At 35.8% G+C, this 23,278-nt stretch carries 21 protein-coding genes; 7 read left to right on the forward strand and 14 right to left on the reverse strand.

From position 1 onward, the window contains the following. Positions 1-75: 75 nt before the first annotated feature. Positions 76-1,365: a proton extrusion protein PcxA gene (locus tag A5482_RS01460; RefSeq protein WP_069790566.1), complete on the reverse strand. Its 1,290-nt coding sequence runs from the start codon at positions 1,363-1,365 to the stop codon at positions 76-78. 127 nt (positions 1,366-1,492) lie between these two features. Here A5482_RS01460 and hisD point away from each other — a divergent pair, with 127 nt between their 5' ends. Next, entirely contained in the window at positions 1,493-2,797 is a 1,305-nt protein-coding gene (hisD, locus tag A5482_RS01465) for a histidinol dehydrogenase (RefSeq protein ID WP_069790565.1), read from the forward strand. A 124-nt stretch (positions 2,798-2,921) separates the two neighbouring features. Here the strand turns inward: hisD and A5482_RS01470 are convergent, their stop codons facing one another. The 3 genes from A5482_RS01470 to larE all read right to left on the reverse strand — a co-directional run bounded on the left by A5482_RS01470 (position 2,922) and on the right by larE (position 5,552). Beyond that, positions 2,922-3,695 (reverse strand): DUF1868 domain-containing protein, encoded by a 774-nt coding sequence (locus tag A5482_RS01470; RefSeq protein ID WP_069790564.1) that lies wholly within the window; start codon positions 3,693-3,695, stop codon positions 2,922-2,924. Between the two features lie 343 nt (positions 3,696-4,038). Further along, on the reverse strand, positions 4,039-4,548 hold the full coding sequence (locus tag A5482_RS01475; RefSeq protein WP_069790563.1) for a cupin domain-containing protein: 510 nt from the start codon (positions 4,546-4,548) through the stop codon (positions 4,039-4,041). A 170-nt stretch (positions 4,549-4,718) separates the two neighbouring features. Continuing rightward, complete coding sequence (larE, locus tag A5482_RS01480; protein ID WP_069790562.1) at positions 4,719-5,552, reverse strand: ATP-dependent sacrificial sulfur transferase LarE; 834 nt, start codon at positions 5,550-5,552, stop codon at positions 4,719-4,721. 135 nt (positions 5,553-5,687) lie between these two features. Between larE and A5482_RS01485 the strand changes: the two genes are divergently transcribed. From A5482_RS01485 to A5482_RS01495, 3 genes are all read left to right on the forward strand, one after another. Next, complete coding sequence (locus tag A5482_RS01485; RefSeq protein ID WP_069790561.1) at positions 5,688-6,080, forward strand: hypothetical protein; 393 nt, start codon at positions 5,688-5,690, stop codon at positions 6,078-6,080. A gap of 345 nt (positions 6,081-6,425) precedes the next feature. Further along, positions 6,426-7,349: a carbohydrate ABC transporter permease gene (locus A5482_RS01490; RefSeq protein ID WP_069790560.1), complete on the forward strand. Its 924-nt coding sequence runs from the start codon at positions 6,426-6,428 to the stop codon at positions 7,347-7,349. Between the two features lie 235 nt (positions 7,350-7,584). Next, positions 7,585-8,889, forward strand: coding sequence for a phospholipase D-like domain-containing protein (locus tag A5482_RS01495; RefSeq protein ID WP_069790559.1), 1,305 nt, complete (start codon positions 7,585-7,587; stop codon positions 8,887-8,889). Positions 8,890-8,944: 55 nt separating this feature from the next. Here A5482_RS01495 and A5482_RS01500 read toward each other — a convergent pair whose 3' ends face one another. Further along, the gene (locus tag A5482_RS01500) at positions 8,945-10,015 is read right to left on the reverse strand and encodes a phosphotransacetylase family protein (RefSeq protein WP_069790558.1); all 1,071 of its coding nucleotides are present in this window, start codon (positions 10,013-10,015) and stop codon (positions 8,945-8,947) included. A gap of 453 nt (positions 10,016-10,468) precedes the next feature. After that, entirely contained in the window at positions 10,469-11,713 is a 1,245-nt protein-coding gene (locus A5482_RS01505; protein WP_069790557.1) for an RNA-guided endonuclease InsQ/TnpB family protein, read from the reverse strand. A gap of 50 nt (positions 11,714-11,763) precedes the next feature. On the opposite strand from A5482_RS01505, the gene tnpA reads away from it, so the two are divergent. Then, positions 11,764-12,156, forward strand: coding sequence for an IS200/IS605 family transposase (tnpA, locus tag A5482_RS01510; RefSeq protein ID WP_069790556.1), 393 nt, complete (start codon positions 11,764-11,766; stop codon positions 12,154-12,156). A gap of 90 nt (positions 12,157-12,246) precedes the next feature. Here tnpA and hisB read toward each other — a convergent pair whose 3' ends face one another. The 6 genes from hisB to A5482_RS01540 form a co-directional block, all read right to left on the reverse strand. Further along, complete coding sequence (gene hisB / locus A5482_RS01515; protein WP_069790555.1) at positions 12,247-12,891, reverse strand: imidazoleglycerol-phosphate dehydratase HisB; 645 nt, start codon at positions 12,889-12,891, stop codon at positions 12,247-12,249. Positions 12,892-13,246: 355 nt separating this feature from the next. After that, positions 13,247-14,059, reverse strand: coding sequence for a DNA repair protein RecO (recO, locus tag A5482_RS01520; RefSeq protein WP_069790554.1), 813 nt, complete (start codon positions 14,057-14,059; stop codon positions 13,247-13,249). 87 nt (positions 14,060-14,146) lie between these two features. After that, the gene (gene murI / locus A5482_RS01525) at positions 14,147-15,025 is read right to left on the reverse strand and encodes a glutamate racemase (RefSeq protein ID WP_069790553.1); all 879 of its coding nucleotides are present in this window, start codon (positions 15,023-15,025) and stop codon (positions 14,147-14,149) included. 521 nt (positions 15,026-15,546) lie between these two features. Continuing rightward, positions 15,547-17,475 (reverse strand): N-acetylmuramoyl-L-alanine amidase, encoded by a 1,929-nt coding sequence (locus A5482_RS01530; protein WP_069790552.1) that lies wholly within the window; start codon positions 17,473-17,475, stop codon positions 15,547-15,549. Between the two features lie 459 nt (positions 17,476-17,934). Then, the gene (locus tag A5482_RS01535; RefSeq protein ID WP_069790049.1) at positions 17,935-18,834 is read right to left on the reverse strand and encodes an IS5/IS1182 family transposase; all 900 of its coding nucleotides are present in this window, start codon (positions 18,832-18,834) and stop codon (positions 17,935-17,937) included. 418 nt (positions 18,835-19,252) lie between these two features. Further along, positions 19,253-19,708 (reverse strand): hypothetical protein, encoded by a 456-nt coding sequence (locus tag A5482_RS01540; RefSeq protein WP_069791718.1) that lies wholly within the window; start codon positions 19,706-19,708, stop codon positions 19,253-19,255. A gap of 192 nt (positions 19,709-19,900) precedes the next feature. On the opposite strand from A5482_RS01540, the gene A5482_RS01545 reads away from it, so the two are divergent. Continuing rightward, positions 19,901-20,518, forward strand: coding sequence for an SMI1/KNR4 family protein (locus tag A5482_RS01545; protein ID WP_069791717.1), 618 nt, complete (start codon positions 19,901-19,903; stop codon positions 20,516-20,518). A gap of 1 nt (position 20,519) precedes the next feature. Here A5482_RS01545 and A5482_RS01550 read toward each other — a convergent pair whose 3' ends face one another. After that, positions 20,520-22,058 (reverse strand): mercuric reductase, encoded by a 1,539-nt coding sequence (locus tag A5482_RS01550; protein WP_069791716.1) that lies wholly within the window; start codon positions 22,056-22,058, stop codon positions 20,520-20,522. A 69-nt stretch (positions 22,059-22,127) separates the two neighbouring features. Between A5482_RS01550 and A5482_RS01555 the strand changes: the two genes are divergently transcribed. Then, the gene (locus A5482_RS01555) at positions 22,128-22,685 is read left to right on the forward strand and encodes a Uma2 family endonuclease (RefSeq protein ID WP_069791715.1); all 558 of its coding nucleotides are present in this window, start codon (positions 22,128-22,130) and stop codon (positions 22,683-22,685) included. 32 nt (positions 22,686-22,717) lie between these two features. On the opposite strand, the gene A5482_RS01560 is transcribed toward A5482_RS01555, so the two are convergent. Then, complete coding sequence (locus A5482_RS01560; RefSeq protein ID WP_201150099.1) at positions 22,718-23,275, reverse strand: peroxiredoxin-like family protein; 558 nt, start codon at positions 23,273-23,275, stop codon at positions 22,718-22,720. Positions 23,276-23,278: the final 3 nt, after the last annotated feature.

Genomic DNA, 23,278 nt, shown 5'->3' on the forward strand with positions numbered 1-23,278 from the left:
CTTTCCCTTTCTCACTTATTATACAAAGGCAAGTGTTTCCGATGATCGAAGAATTGAATTAATCATGATGATTCTTTAAGACTCATTCATATTTTTATAAGTAGCCACAGCAGAGGGGGAAATGCGATTGAGATAACGGAAAATCCAATATTTCAACACCGTATCAAGAATTACGGGGAAAGTGGCAATAAACAAAAAATTAAAATCCCGATTTTCTGCTAAACCAAGATGACGAGCAACACTTTCCAAGACAATTTCCCAACCATGGGGAGAGTGGAAACCAACGAATATATCTGTGAAAAGAATGATTAAAAATGCTTTAGCAGAATCACTTAACCCATAAATTAATTCATCCAAAAAAGATTTTAAAACCTGTAATTCTTGACGACTAGAAACGAGGATGATGGCAAAAGAAATAAAAGCAAATATGTCAGAAAAAATATTTTTGATACCATTGGCACTTTGACGACGATAATCTTGGGCTAACTCTTGGGCTTTCTCTTGGATGATAGTTTCTTTTTCTTGGGAAGATAAATTTGGCATTAAGCCAATCATGGCTTTTAGTTGTATATTCTCCTCAAAAATTCTCAATTCGTTGAGGGCTTCTTCCTGTAAGTCTTGATTGATAAAAACGATGTCTTGATGACTAGCAAAATAAGGATCAACAAATGCTCTACCAATGGCTATTTTACTAATATTGTGAACTAAAATGGGGATTATAATCAGGAATAAAAGAAATTTTACGGATACAGCGGTTTTATATTTAGAGCGACGAAAACGGTTAATTAATTCTTCTTCTGTATCGGTAGAATCAGGGTTAATTTCATCTTTTATTTTTGTCAATGTTCGTAAAAATGAACGGGGCAGGACGCTGGTTTTGTCGGAAACTGTTTCTTTTATTTTTTTATCTTCCCCTGCAGGGACATCGATAATGGGGTTTTTTGTTTCTTTGGCAAGGTTCGGTACTGTTTTGGGATTAATTTCTGATTCTTGTTGATATTTATTAACTATTTGATCAATAAAATTTAATTTTTCAATAATCAATGATTGGCTAAGGGTTATATTTTTATTAGTCTCATAGGGATAATTTTGTTTATTACTAGCAAATAAGTTGTTAAAATATTGACTTGTTTTAAACTGAGTTAATTTAAGATCAATAGCTTTTAATTTACTATTTAATTCTCCTTGAAAATAGGCAAAAACTCGTTCACTGTGATTTCCATTTTGAAGAGTTATTTTTTTGTTTTGAAAATGTTCTATTTCTATATTTTTAATAGTCAAAGCTGCTTGATAGGCAGATTCGAGGGAATTTTCGGCACTACGGGCAAGGGAGCGTTTTGTATAGCGAAAAATTTTGTTGAACATGAAAGCTAGACAACAGTTACATGATTTAATATTTTAGGGGTTATTTTTCGACATGGACGACAAATTGCCCAATAACATTGTTATCATAAAATATATATTGTAAGGTACACCGTTTGATATATTACAAATGCTGAGAATAATCACAGATAAAGGTGAAGCAAAACAAGAGCTAAAAAGAATTGAAAACCGTACTCACAATGATGAGACTCATATTCAAGAGTCCATTGTGAAAGAAATCATTGCGACGGTGAGAAAGCATGGAAATCAAGCCTTGTTCGATTATACTCAGAAGTTTGACCGACAAACTATCAACGAAAGTAACCTTAAGGTTAGCGGTGCGGAAATTGATGCGGCTTATCAGCAGATTTCTCGGGATTTATTATCAGCTATTAAGTTGGCAGCAAAGCAGATTGAAGCGTTTCATCAGCAAAAAGTGCCTAAGTCTTGGGTAAATTTTCCTTCTGACGGGGTGGTTTTGGGGCGACGTTATACCCCTGTGGATAGGGCTGGTTTATATGTGCCGGGGGGTAGGGCTTCTTATCCTAGTACAGTGTTGATGAATGCTATTCCTGCGAAGGTTGCTCAGGTACCTCGCATTGTGATGGTGACTCCCCCTAGTGAAGGGGCAAAGATTAATCCTGCGGTGTTGGTAGCGGCTAGTGAGGCGGGAGTTACGGAAATTTATCGGGTAGGGGGCGCCCAAGCGGTGGCAGCCTTGGCTTATGGTACTGAAACTATCCCTAATGTAGATGTGATAACTGGGCCTGGTAATATATTTGTAACTTTGGCGAAAAAGGAAGTATTTGGCACCGTGGGTATTGATTCTTTGGCTGGGCCTAGTGAGGTGTTGGTGATTGCTGATAAACAGGCAAATCCTATCCATGTGGCGGCAGATTTACTGGCACAGGCGGAGCATGATCCTTTGGCGGCGGCTATCTTGATTACTGATGATGTCGCCCTTGCTCAGGCGGTACAAGGGCAGGTGGTAAAACAGTTGGAAAATCACCCTCGTAAGTTGTTGACGGAAAAGGCGATCGCCCATTATGGTGTAATTATCGTTACGGAAAACCTAGAGGAAGCAGCGGAATTATCCAACCTTTTTGCCCCAGAACATTTGGAATTAGAGGTGGAAGAGCCTTGGGATTTAACTACCCATATCCGCCACGCTGGAGCTATTTTCTTGGGTAATTCCACCCCTGAAGCGGTGGGAGATTATTTGGCTGGACCAAACCACACCCTGCCCACGTCAGGGGCAGCTCGTTACGCTTCTGCGTTGGGGGTCGAAACCTTTATGAAGTATTCGAGTTTAATTGAATATAGCCCCCAAGCCTTACAAAAGGTGTCTGACGCTGTTATGGCATTGACTGAGGCGGAGGGGTTACCCTCCCACGGGGATTCGGTAAGGTTGCGGGTGAATCCTGATGAAAAATAATATTTGACGGGGCGATAAGGGCGCTGGGTAACAGATACCTATACTATTAGGCTTTGACTGCCACTTTGCGCACTGCGAAGCATCTCTGCGAGATCGCCCTTATGATAATAGAGTTTAGAGGTAATTAGTCTAACTTAATTACTGCCCAATCATCCTGACGAACAAAATTAGTCATATCAGTAAATTTTCTTAATTCAAACTGTTCTACTGTAAAAATAGAAGGGGAATTTGCTAACCATTGGTCATTAATTTTTTTCACCGCAGACTCTACTTTACCTTCGTCAAAACTATCTGTAACATCACCAAAATAACCCAGAGTGATATGCGCCGCAAACTCGTAGTTTTGTTCGATACCCAAAGAAACTATTTTTTCATCCTGATAAATCAGTTGACGCAATTTAATAATAGGTTCATAAAAAGCCTCCGTTGGTGCTAAACAAATGGCAATGGCACGGGGAAAAATAGAAAGTCCTAATACATCAAATTTATAAGGTTTTACATCTTTATAAACAGTCTTATAATCTTTAAAAATACTATCAATTTGTTTTATTAATAGCTCATCAAAATGAGCATCTTGGGCTACAGCATTTAAATATATATCGTCCCAAATTAAATCAGCTAAAGTAACATGAAAACTATCTGGTGGTACAACTACAAAAAAATCTGAACCCAATGCTTTTACTACCTGTTGCTGAGTTTCAGCTAATTTTTGATAAAACTCTTGATTATGACTAGACTCCCCATGGGGAGGAGTAATAATGGTATATCCAGGAAATTTAACGGGTTTTTGTCCATCAAATTTAGGAGATGATTGGATATTTTGTATTTGTTGCTCATAGTTAGCAGGGGCAGTCATTTGCACGATTCTATTGATGTAGCTTTGATAGTTTCCATCCATTTTTTTATCCTCTATTTAGCTTTAAATTGATATTATTTATAACTTTTTTAAAAGTGACATTCATTATAATTTTTAATGGTATATTTGTCAATCTATATTTGCTTTAGTTATATTTTTTATGTCTCACAAAGACACAGAGACACATAGGTTAATATTAAGAACTTTTGTGTTACGAATAAAAGTCCTTGTTGATTTTTTATTTACGGATGTTAGCATTTAGTAGTTTAGTTTTTTATGATTTAACTAGTTACTAAATGCTCTAAACATTTATAAAATTAATCAGGGGTTTTACGATGATATTTTTTATGATTAGCTTTTAATTTTTATCACTATTATGTCTCGTCTATGGGTTACTTTCAAAGCTCAATCTAGTAATAATTCGTTGATAATCTGGGTATTGATTAATTAATTCTTTTGCTGTGGCTAATTCAAAATCTGTAAAGTCGAATCCGGGGGATACGGTGCAACCAATTAAGCAATAAGAATTTGGTTGACTTACTTCTGATGCAAACCAATCTCCTTGATTAATGACTAACTGAAAAGTGGGATTTTTTCCTGTAGTATCTCCTAACAGTATGGATTTATATTCTCCTGATTTGGTGAGAATGTGGACTTGTAATGGTGTGCCACTGTAAAAATGGAATATTTCATCGCTTTTGAGACGGTGAAAGGCGGAAAATTCTTCCCCTGAGAGTAGGTAATAAATAGCGGTTGAGCAATTTCTTGATTCTGTGGCACGAGATGATAAACCGTTGCTTTTGATAGTATCATTACTACGATAGGTTTCTCGATAGTAGCCCCCTTCGGGATGTTTTTGTAGGTTGAGTTGTTTTATCCAATATTCTGCATTCACTGGTTTTATGGTGGTAAAGGTGGTTTTAAAAGTATTAGGTTATTTTTTTGCAAAATTTCTAATCCAACTAATTTTATCGTCATTAGAGGAAAGGAGACATTACTTTTGTCCTAATGGCTAACTTCTAACACTTCCACCAGTAAAGCAATTTTTGTCACCCATGCTAAATACTACCGTAGGGCGAGGTTTTCGGATTGAGAGTTGTTGATAACTCGGTTTAGTTTTCCACTGCTATAACCTTCTAAGTCGAGGGTAACGTAGGTAAATCCTAAATTTTGGAAGTCATTAACTAATGTGGGCAAGTCAACTTCATTGACAAAGGTGGCTATTTGTTGGGGTAATAGTTCGATTTTAGCGGTATCTCCTTGGGATCTAACTCTTAAGTTGAGATAGCCTAGATTGCGTAAATAAACTTCTGCCCTACCGACACGATGGAGTTTTTGGATGGTGATTTCTTCTCCGTAGGGAAAGCGGGAAGACAGACAGGGTTGAGAAGGTTTATCCCACCATGGTAGATTTAATAATTTACTGATCTCTCTTACTTCTATTTTTGATATACTTACTTCAGCTAATGGCGATCGCACTTTTCTTTCTTTTGCTGCTTCTATGCCGGGGCGATAGTCTTGCAAGTCGTCATGGTTTACCCCGTCTATGACATAAGGATAACCTCTTTTAAGGGCGATCGCTTTTAATTTATCGTGCAATTCACTTTTGCAAAAATAACAACGGTTGACGGGATTCGAGGTATAGTTAGGATTATCCATTTCCTCAGTGACAATCATCTCATGATTAATACCAATCACTTGGGCTTGATGTTGGGCTTCATCTAATTCTTCGGGTAAAAGGGAAGGGGATACTGCCGTAATAGCAAGGGCTTTGTCTCCCAAGACATCATAAGCAACTTTAGCAACTAGGGTGCTATCAATTCCCCCAGAATAGGCAATCAAAGCCTTATCCATGGCGGCAAAAATACTTTTTAATTTCTCTAGTTTTTCTTTGCTCATTCTATCTATTTCTAATAATCCTACACATAGTATTATATTCTAGTCTGAAGAAGTTTAAGTAATGTACCATTGACATTTAACAATTCAATTAATACATTTTTATTCATTATTAGTTATTAATTATTTATTATCATTATGTCTAAAGATTTAAAATTACAAACCGCTAACTTATATCTAAACATTTCAGATGAATGGTTAGAAAAGCTAGATAATCTTGCCATGGAAAAAGAGCAAAACATAGAACAATTAGTATTAGATATTATTGGTAACTATTTATCAGATAGTCAGTTAAGTTTAGAAAATAATCAACGACTAGAAGAATATCAAAATTTAAATCAGCGTTTAGAAGTTTTAGAAAAAAAAGACTATCAAATAGAAAGATTAACAACCAAATTAGAAATTATAGAAAAGTTGGTGGCTACCTTACAAACAAAAGCCATTAAAGAAGATAATACAAGTAGTAATCAAGATTGGGATGATGAATTTGAAGATGAACCTGATGAAGTTTTGACTGACTTTTTGTTGTAATTTTTTTAACCTATGATAATAATATTATAAATAGTTCGATGTATTTCTCTTTTTTTACTCTTATTTTCTCAACAAAATAGTTACTGTAACTAATTCAGTATCTCTCAGTAATTAAATATATAGCAATTGTAATGGTTACGGAGTACAAGATGATCCCCCTAAATCCCCCTTAATAAGGGGGACTTGAGAATAATAAATGTATCTCATAATTATAAAAAACGCTATAAATGTGCCGATTGAAGTGAGACTTTTTATTAATAAAGATTTTAGGGTAAAATTAAACCTATAATTAACTTTGGCTATCCATCTTAATATGTTATTTTACTATTTTTAAAAAGTATTTTTATGTTAGAGAAAAGTATTTCTTCAGAAAAAAAAATATCACCCTTCAAAAAAGTTATTCTTAATATATCAGGGGAAAAATTAAAACCATTTTGGTTTTTAGCCCCCGCCCTAATTGTCTTAACTCTAATAGTTTTTTATCCTGCTATTCAAGCCTTTAGTCTTAGTTTTTCTAGTTATGGCTATGACTTAACACAACCCCCTGAGTGGGTGGGTTTACAAAACTTTGAGAGATTAATCCAAGATGAATTATTTAGAAAAACTTTACTCAATAGTCTTCTTTACATGGTGGGAGTAGTACCAGCCTTAGTTATTTTACCATTGTTCTTGGCGATCGCCGTTAACCAAAAATTAAAAGGCATCAACTGGTTTCGTGCGGCTTATTACACCCCCGTAGTAATCTCCATGGTGGTAGCAGGAATCGCTTGGAAAGCCTTATATTGGTCAAATGGTATCTTTAACCAAATTTGGCTAGGATTGGGCTTCTCATCGGGTTTACCATGGTTAACTAGCCCTGACTGGGCTATTTGGAGTGTGATGGTAGTCACCATTTGGAAAGGTTTAGGTTATTACATGGTGATTTATTTGGCTGGTTTACAAAGTATCCCTGCTGAATTATACGAGGCAGGGGCTATCGATGGCTCAGATGGTTGGCAAAAACACTTTGATATTACCATTCCTCTCATGAAGCCTTATATTTTTTTGGTGGCAGTAATTTCTGCCCTCAGTGCGACAAAGGTATTTGAGGAGGTATTTTTATTAACCCAAGGGGGTCCTAGAAATAGCTCTAAAACTGTTGTATATTACATATATGAAAAAGCATTTCAAGAGTTAGATATTAATTACGCTAGTGCCATGGGTTTAGTTTTATTTATGGCCATTTTAGTACTTTCTATTGCTAATTTAATTCTTTCTCGCACTCGCTAAATTAAGTAATGGATAATCAAAAAAAACTAATAATAAAACTCTAATAGGCATATCACAAATTATTTAATAATCCCATAAGTACCTTGGCGAAATTAATTATAGCTCTTATTTTGCTAAGTTTTTCATTAAGGAAGGGTTTAAACTGTTTATCTGAATTAATTTAACTACGCCAACTTTCATACACATATTTATTATTTATCAATTTTTCTATCTCGATTTTACCAGTCAAAATTAAATGAAAATTAATAAAATACTGATTACCATATTATCTAGTTGTTTAGTGCTTTATGGTTGTCGAAATGAGGTAGAAATCCCTCAACTAAATAATCTTTTACCCTTACCCCAAGATCCTAATATTCAAGTATATTTTAATTATAATGAACAGGCTGAATATACTGAACCCTACCGACCAATTATTCGTGAAGGAGATAACTTAGAGCAAATTTTAATAGAAGCAGTAAATAGTGCAGAAAATACCATTGATATTGCCATTCAAGATCTTAATTTACCAGATTTAGCAAGGGCGATCGCATCTCAACACGAAGCAGGAAAAAAAGTAAGAATAATCATTGAAAATAACTATAATTTAAGTTTAAATGAACTAGGAGCAGATCATGGTTTAGCTATTCTGAAAAAAAATAATATTCCCATCATTGATGATACAGAAGATGGTAGCAAAGGTAGTGGTTTAATGCACCATAAATTCTTGATTATTGATAACAAGAAATTGGTTACAGGTTCAGCAAATTTTACCCTAAGTGGTACCCATGGAGACTTGGATAACGAAAATACAAGGGGTAATGCTAATCATCTTTTGGTAATAGATAATGCGCCCCTTGCCAACATTTTTGCTCAGGAATTTAACTATATGTGGGGTGATGGGCTTGGTAACAAAAAAGATAGCTTATTCGGCTTACAAAAGCCCTTTCGCCCTGCCCAAACCCTAACCATCGGAGAAAGCCAAGTTACAGTAAAATTCTCTCCTACTTCTCGCACCCAACCATGGGAAGCAACAACCAATGGCTTAATAGATGAAACCCTAAAAAAAACTAGTGAATCCATAGATTTAGCCCTCTTTGTTTTTAGTAAACAACCATTATCTAATACCCTCAAAAATAAAAGTTCACGAGGTACTCAAATAAGGGCATTAATAGATCCTCTTTTTGCTTATAGATATTATAGTGAAGGGTTAGATTTATTAGGAGTTGAATTGAGTAATAATTGTCAGTTTTATGATGACAATAACCCATGGGAAAATTCTATTGAAACGGTAGGGATACCTAATATTTCTAGGGGAGATAAATTACATCATAAGTTTGCATTAATTGACAATAAAATTATTATTACAGGTTCTCATAATTGGTCAGCAGCGGCCAATTATACTAATGATGAGGCTTTATTAATTATAGATAATTCCACCATTGCCAAACATTTTAGCCAAGAATTTGACCGTCTTTATGATGATGCCATTTTAGGAGTCACAGACAGATTGCAACAACGCATTGAGGAAGATAAGAGAGAATGTCAAATTAACGGATAATTCATAAAAAAGTTTATTCTGGTGGGCAATGCCCACCCTATTCATAATGAATATCTTAGTTATTTAAACCAATTTTTTCTAATAATTTATTAAGGTTAAAATGCTCTTCAATTAGCTGTTGTACACATTCTACTTTAATAGTTTCTTGGAGACGCACGGTTCCGAAGGCTCGATCTACAATTTCCACGGTGGTGAGGGTATCGCAATCTACGGTCAGAATGGGGATTTCTAGGTCTTCAGCTCTTGCTAAAATGAGTTGTTGAGGTGGGATGTGTCCTGTTAAAATTAGGCAGTTTGTAGAGCTTTCTAGGGCTGCTAATTGGAGGTCTGTGCGATCGCCCCCTGTCACCACAGCCATATTCTGTCGTTGGCGAAAATACTCTAAAGCAGAGTTAACATTCATCGCCCCTACGGTTAAACTTTCTACCATCAAATCTAAACGATCAGGACGACATAGTACAGTCGCTTTCAACTGTGCTACTAATTCCCGAACGCTAACACTTTGTAAAAGTCTGTCGGTAGGCAGCATCCCCAATACATCAATGCCATGGTCTTCTAAAAAAGGTTTAATAACATTAGTCATGGTATCGAGTTGATCATGGGGAATACTATTGATACTAACACCTAAAAGGCGATCGCCAAACATTTGTTTAGCACAAAGAATTTGATCCACAATTTGTAAAGCATCATACTTGACTACCAACAAAACAGAAGCATCAATTTTTTCGGCTACTTCTGGACTAGAAAGATTAAACAAATTACCTTGAGAGAGATTTCCCGCACCCTCTACCAACACCAAATCACCCTCAATGGAGTTACAGTAGCTAAGTACATCAAAACTATCATCTCCATGGGAATCTAAAGCATCAGTGATGGTTTTTTGATTGAGTAATACCAAAGGAGACTTAATTTGAGCAGCAGATAAGTCCAAAGTTTGAGTAATAAAACTTATATCTTGCTCATCTTGGGTAGTATCCAAATCATTAAAACAAGTGCCGATGGGTTTAGCATAGCCCAATTTAATACCCCTTTGTCTTAGTTGATGGGCAACCCCCAAGATTGTTGCCGTCTTTCCCGTATAAGGCTGATTAGAAGCAACTAATAAATATTTTCCTTTCTTAGACATGATAAATTTTCCTCTAAATATTATTATTTTTAAGGTTGACAAATACTACATAAAAATAATTGAAAACCAATGTAATTCAAAATAATTAACACAGCTTAAAAAAAGTATTTACAATTTTGTTTTGGCTCAAATAAAATATAATAACCATTGTATTTATTTTATGACTTAATTATTAACCATTATTTCATCGTCCATGGGATAAAAAATTAAACCCCAAACACTTTTTAACTATAGCATTCCTAAATGAATCAGAAAAAATGCTTGTGTTCACTCCTGCAAAAATCGACTAACTAGGGAAGTAAACACTTTACAAATCATTGAGTTATACTACATTTATTAAGAAATATTAATTATAAAATCAAACTAGAATATCTATAAAGTCAAAAAATATAGACTATAAAATAACTTACTGTGTTTATTTTGATACTCCCTACAGATGAATCTGAGGGGTTCTTAAATAGCCCAAAGTTGGACTTTTAAAGGGGCAATCAAAGACCCTCTACTGACTCCATCGAGGCTTAACCCCAATTTTGCCGCTACTTTTCTTAGGATATTCCCACATCCATTACAATCTGCATTAATCTTGATACCATCTTTGGTCTTGTACAAACCTCGCTTTACCCTTTTGCCAGAAGCTGTCCACCCTTCGGGTTTTTCACCGATAGTTGGTAGAAAATCAGCATCTACAAAGGAAGCCTTGCTGGTATAGGATTCCTCGGTTTCCACAAACCTTAGACCGTATTGCTCACAGAGTTGAGCGATGCGGTCTTTTAATTTGGCTGTAGGGATCTGAACAAAACTTTGGTTAGTCTTCGTGCCAAGGTTTATTCCTTGAGTCTGCCCTTGATTCCAGCCGAAGACCACTGTACCGATTCTATGCTCTAGGCAGTGGTTGATGACAATTCGAGCGGCTTTATTTACTGCATCTCGCATCTGGCGATTACGTTTTTCAGTACGTTGAGCTAACTGTTTTGAGCAAAACCCTTGAGGTTTGCCTTCTTTTAACACCGACACCCTCTTGTTATACCACTGGTTAAGGGATTTAAGGTGCTTGCCATCAACCACAAAGCTAGTGCCAACATTAGACAAGCAGGTCAGCCAATTGGTCAACCCATGATCTATAGCTAGCACGTTATTTTCATCTACATCGACAACAATACTTTTTGTTTTATACACAAATTCGAGATAAAATTCACCGTTTCTGGGCAAAACTCTATACTCTCTAATATCCTTAAAGTCTAAGTTAGAAGGCATAGGCATATAAAAACAATCAATGCCAAACCAAGCCTTAACCTGTTTCCCTAAAGGAAAGCGCAAACCCTGCTCTTTTAATTTGACCGCTTGTTTAGGATAGGTTACGAGATTTAACCCGTGTTTCCTATAGTTTGGCAATCTTGGTCTTTGAGTGACCGTACCTTTTTTAATGCCTTTCAACAAGCCAAAGAAAGACTTAAAAGACTCCGCCACAGTGGTTAGGCATTGTTGAGCGACTTGGGAATACATCGCCTGATAATGACGATTGGAACTCATCTTGCGGTGCAGATCAAATTTTGAGGGTGCATGACCCGTCTTGAAATACATTTGTCGAGCTAAATACGTCCCGCAATTATGCAATTTATTTGACTCTCCACACACAAACTCTAGCACTGCCTTGAGTTCAGGGTTTGGGTTTATCCGATTCTGCTGGCATCCATACATCTTAGTTTTCTCCTTGTGATATTATATACCCTGCACCCTTATAATGGCAAATGAAATTTCAATCCAATCGGAATATAACCTACAACTGTCAGTATCATGTAGTTTGGTGCGTGAAGTATCGCAAAAAGTTACTGGTGGGGGAGATAGAAACTCGTTTGAAGCAAATTGTATTAAAGGTAGCCGAGGAACTACAGGCAGAGATTGTTGAGATGGAAACTGATCAAGATCATATTCATCTCTTGATTAGATGTGATCCTCAGTTTGGCATTCACAAAATAGTGAAACGGATGAAGGGGCGTAGTTCTAGGTTGTTGCGTGCGGAATTTAAGATCCTCAGAACTCGCCTACCTAGTCTTTGGACAAATTCTTATTTTGTCTCTACGGTTGGTGGTGCACCTCTTGCCGTGATAAAGCAGTACATAAAAGATCAACAAAAGGTTTAATTTGCTTCTTCCCGTTGGTCTGTCGCTCGGCTTATATCCCCATGTCTAAAAACAGGGGCTTTACGCCGACTTTTTGGTAATCAGATTTCTTTACAAAACTCCTTTAGAACTAGGAATTTCATTTAAACGACGCACATCATATTCCAATGCCATACGCATTGCCCTAGCAAAAGCCTTAAAAGTTGCTTCGATGATGTGATGAGAATTAATACCATCCAATTGACGGATATGTAAAGTAATCTGACAATGATTGACAATCGCCACAAAAAACTCCCTTACCAATTGGGTGTCATAAGTGCCGACTCTCTGGGTTGGTATATCTAAACCATAACTTAAATGAGGTCGTCCCGAAAAATCAAGGGTAACTTGTACTAAAGCCTCATCAAGAGGGGCGATAAAATGTCCGAAACGATTGATTCCCTTCCTGTTACCCACAGCCTTGGCTATGGCCATTCCTAAAGTTATACCAACATCCTCATTAGTATGATGATCATCAATTTCAATGTCTCCTGTGGCTTGAATATCTAAATCCAATAGACCATGGGATGATAGTTGATGTAACATATGGTCAAGAAAAGGTACTCCTGTATTAACGTCACATTTTCCTGTACCGTCCAAGTTGACTTCTACCTTTACATCTGTTTCCTTGGTGTCACGACTGATAGCGGCAACACGGGGAGGAATAGAAGCTAATTCTGCTTTTGGGGCAGGGATTAAGGTGTTATTAACTGTCATTATTTAACTATAAAATATTCAATAAATAAAATAAGGGTAAGATGATTTATGGTATCTTATTCATCACCTGAAGTTGTTTTAATGATATACGGTCATTATTCTTGTTTTTGATATATTCAAGATACTATCGGTGTGATAATGGTTGAATTTTCATCCTATGAATACCCTTGTATATATGATAATCCTTTTTGAGATCCGATAATTAGGGGTTGTGGAAAAAATGGAGCTATGAAGGTGGGAATAACAAATAATAACAATGCTTTAGATATGGAATGTTGATGATAATTTAAGAATATTTCATACCATCATTGACGTAATTTATTTTCTAGTTTTACGGTAAAATTAATTTTTTCTGTTAAGTGTAATTAAGAGCAAAATTGATCATTGCGGCAGATTTTAAGGAATGACCAAGATAAAATTCTATATAGTTTTTTAGGCTTCTTTCAATATTTATCCAAGCTAAATTAATTGTTTCTGTAGAGTGTATCTGTTTGATTTCCTTTTCCATTTCCTGTTGTTTTCCGTTAGATAAACATTGTAAAAAAAATAATTCTAAGGCATTAATTTTAGTATTAATATAATTGTTTTGACTATTATTCATAGATGATAATTGAATTAAACCACCATTAGCAAAACTAAATCCTACTCGCCAATGGGATTGAGCAAAGTTAGGAATTAGAGGGGTTTCTGTGGTGAGGCAATAGTTTACTTCTGGAGCTATACCTGTCAGAATTAGTATATTAAATACTCCTTGGGCTAAATAGGGGGTGAAATTAATTTGATTATCTAATGTTTCTAAAGTTTTTAAGTGTTTATTAAAAGTATTATATAATTCTATTTGAGGTTGTTCTGTGGGTGCTAAATTAAGGATTATTTCTGCTAGGTATTGACTGATGGTTAGTTTTCCTAAATTATGACTTAGTTTAGGGTATGATTCTTTAGTTTCTGCCTGAATTAATCGATCTAAATTTGTTCCTTTAACGATTAAAAATTCGTTTATTACTAGGGGTTGAATCCTTCCTCTTAATCTTGATTTATATTTTCTGGCTCCTGGGGCGATCGCCCGTACTAACCCATATTCAGGAGAAAAGATAGTGACTAATAAATCATTTTCCTTAAACGGATTTTGTTTGAGAATAATGCCCGTAGTTTGATAAGTTTGGCTCATGGTATTTGATACAAAAAGGAATAATTAACTTAAAATAGGGACGTAAAACATTACGTCCCCCAAACTTTTATTTACTCCCCATAAAAGTTAGGCGATTAAACTCTCCGCATAAACATCCTCTGAAGAATTATCCCTAATCTCCATGGAAGTATCAACTAATTCAAAATGAGGTTGTAACTGAATTTGTTCCACATTAGGAGTAAAACCCAACCAGCCCCTAGAGGCATGGGCAAATTCATCGGGATTTCCACTCACACAAAAACGGGTTGCCAAGGCATCTTCTTGGTTGCGTAATCCATTGATTTCCAACTCCTTAGCCATAGCCCTCACCACCGCATAGGCTGGATCTACTAATTTTACATAGGAAGGCAAAATTTCTCTCAAAACTCCTTCTAAATGGGGATAATGAGTACAACCATATACCAAAGTATCAATTCTATTTCTCAGTAAAGGCTCAAGATATTTTTGGGCTACTTCTTTCGTATAGGGGTCATAAATTTTATTGTCTTCGATAAGAGGAACAAATTCAGGACAACCAATTTGCCAAACCTTCGTATCAGGCTCAAGTTCATTAATAGCGTTACGATAAGCATTACTAGAAGCGGTAGCAACGGTGGAAATAACCCCAATTCTTTTTCCTTGTTTAATAGCTGCCTTTGCCCCAGGATGAATCAAGCCCAAAATAGGAAAATTAAACTCCGTCCTAACTTCCTCAAGGGCAAGGGCAGAGCTAGTATTACAGGCCATGATCACCATTTTTACTCCCTCTTCTTGCATCCAGTAGAGAATCTCTCTAACGAATTGTAAAATTTCTTGAGGTGACTTAGTACCATAGGGGAGACGTTTAGTATCTCCAAAATACAAAATAGACTCCTGGGGTAATTGACGATATATCTGTCGTAATACCGTTAACCCTCCCACACCACTGTCAAATACACCTATTCTGTTGTTAAACGCATTTGTCATAAATCTAGTTATTATTTCCATTGAAATTAATATAATATAAGCAAATTTACTCAATATTGTAAATATTTTGTGAGGAATTAAATATATGAAACAAATCAAAGACTTATGGGTTACAAAAAAACGGTTAGAGATTTTACCGAATATTTATAATTAAGTATCTTATTGAGATAAAATTGCATCTTTTTATGTTTACTTTTCGTCTGATTTATTGCTTCTTATTAAATGTAATCTCTTATCATTAAATATTTTCACTCATTTTATGTTATGTAATAAAATGTTATAAACCAGAAGTTTCCGAGGGATAATTATTAATCTATTTGGGCAGGGACAATAAAGAATAGCTTTTTTAATCCTTTAATTTTTTCCATGACGATAATTGAGAACCTTTTAGCTCAAAAGTACAAAATAAATGATTTTGTTTTTTAAGTTTTTAGTAATTAATTGAGTTGTAAAACTTTTCCCACTCCCTCAGATTAAATCAAACCAAGAGGGTGGGAGCAAAAGGTTTTGTCTGGACTGGTCTAAAGTCTATTGGTTCTAACGTATTCGACAATTCCCGCGGCAATGCCTTGAGCCATCTGTCTTTGAAAATTAGGATCTCCTAGACGAGCGGCATCTTCTCTACCCGTGACAAATCCAGTTTCGACTAACACAGAGGGCATTCTCGAATTACGGAGTACATAAAACCTTGCCTGACGTACTCGGCGATCGCGTATATTAAGCCTTTGTAAAATATTACGATGAATAACATTAGCTAAATTACGACCACTCTGAAAATAGTAAGTTTCCAAACCATTAACATCAGGACGACTCATACTGATAGCGTTAGCATGGATGCTCACAAACAAATCAGCATTAAGACTATTTGCCATATTAGTACGCCCTTCCAAACTGATAAAATTATCATTATTACGAGTAAGACGTGCTTGGATGCCCTGTTGTTCCAAAATTCGGGCAACTTCTAAAGAAATCGGTAAAATAACATCCTTTTCCCGCAAACCACCAATGCCCACAGCCCCTGGATCTCTACCTCCATGACCTGGATCGATTATGACCAAAGGACGGGATTGGTTAGGGCGATTATTAGCAGGGGGAGTAGTATTCGCGGGGGGGGGAGTAATACTAATATTCCGAGGGGGGGGGTTAACGGGGATCGCCGCCGTGTTATTGGTGGGGTCATTGACCACGGGATTATTATTGCGAATGGGTGCGTTATTAGTCGCTGTACGCCCTCCCAAAAGAGAAAGACTAACAGAACGGTCATTAGGTTGATTTAAACGTCCAATTCTAACCCCAGGGGATGGTTGAACCAATAAAATAACGGTATTATCATCAGGTTGCCAAATGCGTAGTCTGGAAAGAGGACTATTAGAAGATAGTTGAGGGTTCCGAAAATTGGGAGATAGATCCGCATTATTAATGCGAATTTGATAAGTACCATCCTGCTGAGACCAAGTACCTGTAGCTCTTAAGCTCTGATTAGCTCTAATTAATAAGTCATTATTGTCAAAATTAATAGACTCAATGATTGTTTTATCTTGATTTCTGGCAATATTAACAGGTCTGGTGGTATTTTGAGCCACCGTTATCGCACTAACAGATTTTGTGCCAACATTGCTACTAGAAAGAGATTCTACCCTTCCCATACCCCCTTGAGGCCATAAAACTAATCCCCCCATACGGCTAAAACTCGCCTGCCAATCAGGGCTATCGGGATTAACATTCATTTTTAAGGATGCAACGGGGGGAGAAGAGCGTTTTTGACTCACATCAATAGAACTTATTCCATACTCATTCACATCCCATGAGTTAATTAATTCATTGGTAAGAGTAATACCTTGCAACTCAAATTCGATCTCGCGGCGATCGCGACTACGACTATAACGAATAGCATTATTAGAATTCCCATCAATCCCCATCAAAATGCCACTAGAAGAAATCTGAAAAGGAGACCTACTATTTGCCCTCGCAGTGGTGTTATTAGGATTACTAGGAGGAGGATTATCAATAGAAGAATTATTATTACGAGGAGGAGTCGGAGTAACAGGAGGAGGAGTTGTCATCCTCTCAGGCTGAGGAATATCCACACTCCACTGAGTAGGAGAAATGCCCTGAACCCTTACCTTTTGAGGATCGATTGTATAACCCTGAGCGATTTCTACCACCACCCTTGTCGTATTATTATCAAATTGACCAATTCTTAGATTAGTGATCAAACTACCCAAATTTTCATTAACAGTACCTCTACCTAAATTAGTACCGGGTAAATCAATAACTAAACGGGTAGGATTAGATATTAATTGAGCCGTAGGCTGAACACTTCTGTCCGTAGTAAAAACCAGTCGATTTTGATTCGCTTCAAAGCGCCAAGAAATCAACCTCCCCGCAAAAGCAGGAGTCGTCAAAAATAAAAAAGTTAGACAACTGAGAATAAAAGAATAAAATTTCACTGTAGTATTACTCCTCAAATCAATTTAATAAAGTTTGATAGTCATAGATTTTCACTGCCTTTAGTGACAATGAATCGAGATTTAAATTAATATAGTTATTGATATTTATAAGTCTTTGTTGTATAAAATGGACGTTCTCTAAATTTAATTGATAATATTTTACTGATAATCCGAGCAACTCAAGGAAGATAAATCATATTTTGACCTACGTAATAACTAACTACAACCTCACTACCCCAAACTGCTATACAATCATAGATCATAAATAAAAGTTAGTGTTTTCAAACCCTAATGACAGCTAAGTTAATTATCTAACTGACGTTACGCAAAAACATAATTAGTTTAAGATGGTAAAAACGTTGGATGTTCATATTAGAGTTGTTGCGAAATAGTAGGAGATAGCTTTAATGTTGAATATTAAATAAAGTTAATGGGATTTTTCTTATTCCTGATTTTATTTTATGCTACTTCCAAATATAAATTCCATAATCCACAAGCTGTTACCATTAGTTTGTCATCAAATTCTGGCGTTCTATTTCTATAAACTGATGATACAGCATAGTATCTTTTTACCCCTGCAAAAGCGTTCTCACATCCTACTCTTTCCCTTGATAATTCTCTATTTTCCTCTTTTTGTTCCACCGTCAACTCTCCCCCTCTCGGTTTTTTTTGAGGTAAAAAGACATTATCATACATTTTTTGCACTCCTTGAAATCCCGAATCTGCTTGTACTTTCACCATATCTGGTATTCCCCCAATCAAGTCAAATTGATCATGGATTTTTTTATCATGAATTTTGCCATTACAGGTGGGTGTTAACTGTAATATCTTTTTTTCTGGGCTTACTACCGCTAGATTTTTACGGGTGTGTCTTTTCTTTTTTCCTGAGTAATTTTCTTTTTGTTTTTTCTTGTCTTGTGGTCGATTAATCGGTCTTTCCACCCCGTCAATCATCACTCTTTCCACATCGGGAAAATATTCCCTGAACTCTTGAATTGTGCTAATTTTCCTTTTTGGCAATACCTGTTTTTCATTTAATGTTTTTTCTAAAACCTCTTGTAGTTTATGACTCCATCGATAAGCTTGACTTCGGTCACAATCAAAGAGAATAGCAGCTAAATCAAATGTTGGATAACATTTTAAATAAAATAGAATATAGAAAAGTTTCTGCTCAATGGTTTTGAGATGAGATTTTCGACCTCCGCCAAAGCGTCTCTGACGAGAAGAGTCACTTTTTTGTGATAATGAAAGATAAACCGACTCAAAACTGACTAATAAATCATCAAATGCCTTGCGATTCAATCCTGTGGTGGCTCTGAGGAGTCGATCTTGATTAAGTATTTTGTCAATATTTAACATTCTACTTCTTTTTACTTAGTCAGTTTTCTCTATTATCTCCTATTTCGCAACAACTCTATTGTGTTTGTACATGTACTGGGCAAGGGGCCTCGCGCCCCTTGTTAAAACTTACAGATAAAACTTAACTTATAAATGAGTGCATAACGTCAGTTATCTAATTTGGTTGTGGTTTTTATATATACTTTGATGACATTATTTTTTATCTTTTTGTTTCTGTGTATTTTAGCTATCAATGTAAATTATCAGTAAGTTTGATTGTCCATGATTTTTAATATCCATTGGTGGAATATTTATAATTGAACTGGCATTAATTTTAATAAAAATTTAATAATTGTCACAAAAAAAATATTGAATGGGGAGAAATCTGTAATTCCCCCCTATGGACAGATAGACCAAATAATAATTGATCTAATCGCAACTATAAAATTTTATGGGTGTTTGGATGTTGCTTTACATTATCATCATCAGACACGGTTTTGATGTTATTTAAAATTCTTTTTCTTGCTAACGAATAATTAAGGTCAGCTTTTTGCTCTCCTAAAGCCAGAAATTCCTTAGCTGAAGGCTTCTTTTTATAAGTACGAGTTGCCGCCAAAGTCATCTCAGTAAAATTATGACAAAATTGGCTATTACTAGGGAAATCATTGGGTTTTTGTAAACTGTCATTAACTAAAACCTCTCCCACTGTTTTTGCACAAACGAACTTATAAGAAGTTTCAACTCCCTTCAACAAAGTTTCCCAGTAGGCGGATGGAATAGGCTCAATTACTTCTACTTCCTTAATATCTCCTTCTTCTCTGACAAAGCAGGTTGCTAAACCGAAGATACAATAATCATCGGCTGATACTTCTGCTTGATTTAATGTGGTGGTCATGGGTAATCTTTAATCTATATGGTTATCTTTGTTCAAATTTTACAATATATATTTTTGTCTAGGCTTTATTTTATATTTCTGTAACAAATAGGGTCACAACATAACAATGTACTATTATCGTTTTCAAATAAAGTTCTTTTTTTGTTACTCCAGTAATATCATTAATTTTTCATGATTTAGTGAACATTAACCATGGATAAAATAGTACAAGTAATTCAAGATATTCTTAAATATACTGACAAAAATAATTGCATCAGTAACAGCCTAAATAAAGGTTTAAGTCCATTAGAGATAGAACAAGAATTAAAAGATTTTCCTTTTAAACTACCTCAAGAAGCAAAGCAATTATATCAATGGCATAATGGCACTAATATATATGATGATGTCCAAATTTTTTACTACCATTATTTTTTAAGTTTAGAAGAATCATTACAAGTTTATCAACAATGGATTGACGATAATCAAAGCCATGATTGGAGTATTTATCCAGAACATCTATTTCCTTTACTGGGTTTTGAAGGAGAGTATTATGTCATTGAATGTTCTTTAGAGCAACAAGAAACAGGAAAAATATGGCACATTTATCATGAAAATATTTGTGTTTATAATAGTCTGTATTCCATGTTAAAAAGTTTCTTAGAATGCTATGAAAAAGAAGCCTATAAAATGATTCTAGTTGATGGTTATTGGGAAACGGAAGAAGATCAAAAAATGGTAGCAGAAATTAAACTAAAACATAATCCCATCAGACAAACGATTGTTACAGAATTAGAAAAAAGAGGTGAAAACGACTATTTTTCTTATCCCTAAATTACGACAACCTAGTTAAAATACCTAAAATCTTCTTAGAAGTAGGAGTTAACAAAGTACGCCGATAAGCATCCGCTGCCTTTTTGATAGCATCAGCTTGGGTAGGATAAGAATGAATCACCGATGATAAACCATTTAATCCCACTCCATTAACTATCGCCGCAGTTATTTCCGAAATCATCTCCCCTGCGTGACTTGCCACAATGGTAGCCCCTAAAATTTTATCCGAACCCTTTTTATGGATGATTTTTACAAAACCTTCCTCCTCCCCATCAACGATCGCCCTGTCAACACCATTAAACAAAACTTTGGTAATATTATATTCAATGCCCTTATCATCCGCATCATGAGCATACATACCCACATGGGCAATTTCAGGATCAGTAAAAGTAACCCAAGGAATCACCAAATCACTAAACTTCGATTTACCCAACCCAAAAGGAGAAAACAGAGTATTCTTAATCACAATACGTGCCATGGCATCCGCCGTGTGGGTAAATTTGAACTTACTACAAATATCCCCCGCCGCAAAAATTTTCGGGTTAGTAGTCTGTAAAAAATCATTCACCACAACCCCCCTACGGTTATCATATTCCACCCCCACCGCTTCGAGGTTCAACCCCTCCACATTGGGTGCCCTTCCTGCCCCCATCAAAATCTCATCCACAATTATTGAATCTTCCCCCCTATCCGAGCGATAATAGATTTTTTTACCTTCCTCAGTATTTTCAACCCTTATGGGTTGAGCCGATAAAATTAAATTCATCTTTTCCCTGATAAAAGTATCTTCGATAATCTGCGCCGCCTCTTCATCCTCCTTATTCAAGAGATGGGGATATTTATGAATTAAGCTAACTTTTGAACCTAATCGATGGAACGTTTGGGCTAATTCACAACCAATAGGCCCCCCTCCTATCACCGCCAACCGAGGAGGTAATTCCGTTAATGAGAAAATCGTTTCATTGGTGCGAAAACCAACTTTTTCAATGCCTTCCATCCGAGGAGTTACTGCCCTTGCCCCCGTCGCAATTACCGCTTTTTTGTAGCTTAATTTTTGTCCATCCACTTCAATGGCACTACCTCGTAAAAAACGAGCCTCTCCCAAAAATACATCAATGCCCAAATTTTTAAACCGAGTTGCCGAGTCATGGTGACTAATTCCAGCCCTCAGTTTGCGCATCCTCGCCATAACTTTAGGAAAATCAACGGTTACATCATCCACATTTACCCCCAAATCAGGGGCTTTGAGTATCTCCCCCATTACCTTCGCTGAACGAATTACCGCCTTTGAAGGTACACAACCAAAATTAAGACAGTCTCCCCCCATCAGATGTCTTTCCACTAGAGCAACCTTTAAACCTAAATCTAATCCTGCCGCCCCTGCCGCCACCACTAATCCCGCTGTACCTGCCCCAATAACCACTAAATCATATTTATCTTGAGGGCGGGGATTTTGCCAATCTGGAGGGTGTACATAGGATATTAATTGTTGGTTATATTCATCCATGGGGGGGATATTGATGGATTGGTGTTTATTCATGGTTTTAAATAGATTTTGTACAATGGCTATAGGGATTAATTAGGAGGGATTAATTAGGTTAGTTAAAACATGATTACTACCACTACGAAAAAGTTAACTTTAGAAAAATTTTTAGAGTTACCAGAAACTAAACCTGCTTCTGAATTTGTTGATGGAAAAATAGAACAAAAACCAATGCCTCAAGGGGAAAATAGTCGTATTCAAATTAAACTTTGTACAGCCATAAATCAAGTAACAGAATCAGCTAAAATGGCTTATGCTTTTCCAGAATTACGTTGTACTTTCGGGGGAAGATCCATTGTTCCTGATGTGGTAGTTTTTGAATGGGAAAAAATACCTCGTACGGAAAAAGGAAGAATTGCCAATCGTTTTCAGACTTATCCTGATTGGAGTATCGAAATTTTATCACCCCAGCAAAGTTATTTAAAAGTTTTGGATAATCTTTTGTTTTGTTCCCAAGAAGGAACTAAATTAGGTTGGTTAATTCATCCAGAGGAAGAATTTATTTTGGTAGTATTCCCTGAGCAAAAAATAAAATTATTTAAAGATAATGATCTTTTACCAGTTTTAAATAATATTGATTTACAGTTAACAGTTCAGGATATTTTTGACTGGTTATGTTTTTAATATGGTAAGTCAGCATTGACTATATTTGAAAATTAAATTTCTGTCCCTCTAGTAGGATAATCATTACTCAATAAAAATTCAATACCTCCCAACATTTCTTGAATAGATGGTCTGCCAAAGGGATTACTATTAAGACCTACATAATATAATGTGCCGTCATCCTTGACCAAGAAAAAGGCAGGTTCGGAAAATGTTGGAGGTTCATTTTCTTGGACACCTTCGGATATATAGACTCCCCAATCACGCATTGTCTGCAGGGAAACACCATAACCGATGGGTAATTTATCTAGTTGCCATGTTTGTTGAGATTCTTGGGCTTTTTCATGACTATCTCCACTGACATAAATTACTTTTACTCCTAGTTGTTCAAATTGGGGGATATTTTTATTAATTTCCTGTCCATAACTTTTACAAATAGGACAAAAGCATCCTCTATAAAAGATAATTAAGGTCAATTTTTCGGGTTTTTGTGCTGATAATTTCCAAATTTTTCCATCTAGGGTATTAACTTCTAAACTGGGGACTTTTTTTCCTGTTAATAATTTGTTAAGTAGGTAGGCGATGAAAAATCGAGTTAAATGAAGAAATATAAA

This window comes from Cyanobacterium sp. IPPAS B-1200 (assembly GCF_001747005.2).
In the GTDB taxonomy this organism is placed as follows: domain Bacteria; phylum Cyanobacteriota; class Cyanobacteriia; order Cyanobacteriales; family Cyanobacteriaceae; genus Cyanobacterium.

What these genes read in the sequence shown, in the direction of transcription:
- murI (WP_069790553.1), bottom strand. Translation starts at nt 15,025, where the DNA reads ATGACAAATGCGTTTAACAACAGAATAGGTGTATTTGACAGTGGTGTG.
- recO (WP_069790554.1), bottom strand. Translation starts at nt 14,059, where the DNA reads ATGAGCCAAACTTATCAAACTACGGGCATTATTCTCAAACAAAATCCG.
- A5482_RS01470 (WP_069790564.1), bottom strand. Translation starts at nt 3,695, where the DNA reads ATGGATGGAAACTATCAAAGCTACATCAATAGAATCGTGCAAATGACT.
- A5482_RS01490 (WP_069790560.1), top strand. Translation starts at nt 6,426, where the DNA reads ATGTTAGAGAAAAGTATTTCTTCAGAAAAAAAAATATCACCCTTCAAA.
- hisD (WP_069790565.1), top strand. Translation starts at nt 1,493, where the DNA reads ATGCTGAGAATAATCACAGATAAAGGTGAAGCAAAACAAGAGCTAAAA.
- A5482_RS01460 (WP_069790566.1), bottom strand. Translation starts at nt 1,365, where the DNA reads ATGTTCAACAAAATTTTTCGCTATACAAAACGCTCCCTTGCCCGTAGT.
- A5482_RS01500 (WP_069790558.1), bottom strand. Translation starts at nt 10,015, where the DNA reads ATGTCTAAGAAAGGAAAATATTTATTAGTTGCTTCTAATCAGCCTTAT.
- A5482_RS01540 (WP_069791718.1), bottom strand. Translation starts at nt 19,708, where the DNA reads ATGACCACCACATTAAATCAAGCAGAAGTATCAGCCGATGATTATTGT.
- A5482_RS01555 (WP_069791715.1), top strand. Translation starts at nt 22,128, where the DNA reads ATGATTACTACCACTACGAAAAAGTTAACTTTAGAAAAATTTTTAGAG.
- hisB (WP_069790555.1), bottom strand. Translation starts at nt 12,891, where the DNA reads ATGACAGTTAATAACACCTTAATCCCTGCCCCAAAAGCAGAATTAGCT.
- larE (WP_069790562.1), bottom strand. Translation starts at nt 5,552, where the DNA reads ATGAGCAAAGAAAAACTAGAGAAATTAAAAAGTATTTTTGCCGCCATG.
- A5482_RS01485 (WP_069790561.1), top strand. Translation starts at nt 5,688, where the DNA reads ATGTCTAAAGATTTAAAATTACAAACCGCTAACTTATATCTAAACATT.
- A5482_RS01495 (WP_069790559.1), top strand. Translation starts at nt 7,585, where the DNA reads ATGAAAATTAATAAAATACTGATTACCATATTATCTAGTTGTTTAGTG.
- A5482_RS01535 (WP_069790049.1), bottom strand. Translation starts at nt 18,834, where the DNA reads ATGTTAAATATTGACAAAATACTTAATCAAGATCGACTCCTCAGAGCC.
- tnpA (WP_069790556.1), top strand. Translation starts at nt 11,764, where the DNA reads ATGAAATTTCAATCCAATCGGAATATAACCTACAACTGTCAGTATCAT.
- A5482_RS01505 (WP_069790557.1), bottom strand. Translation starts at nt 11,713, where the DNA reads ATGTATGGATGCCAGCAGAATCGGATAAACCCAAACCCTGAACTCAAG.
- A5482_RS01550 (WP_069791716.1), bottom strand. Translation starts at nt 22,058, where the DNA reads ATGAATAAACACCAATCCATCAATATCCCCCCCATGGATGAATATAAC.
- A5482_RS01545 (WP_069791717.1), top strand. Translation starts at nt 19,901, where the DNA reads ATGGATAAAATAGTACAAGTAATTCAAGATATTCTTAAATATACTGAC.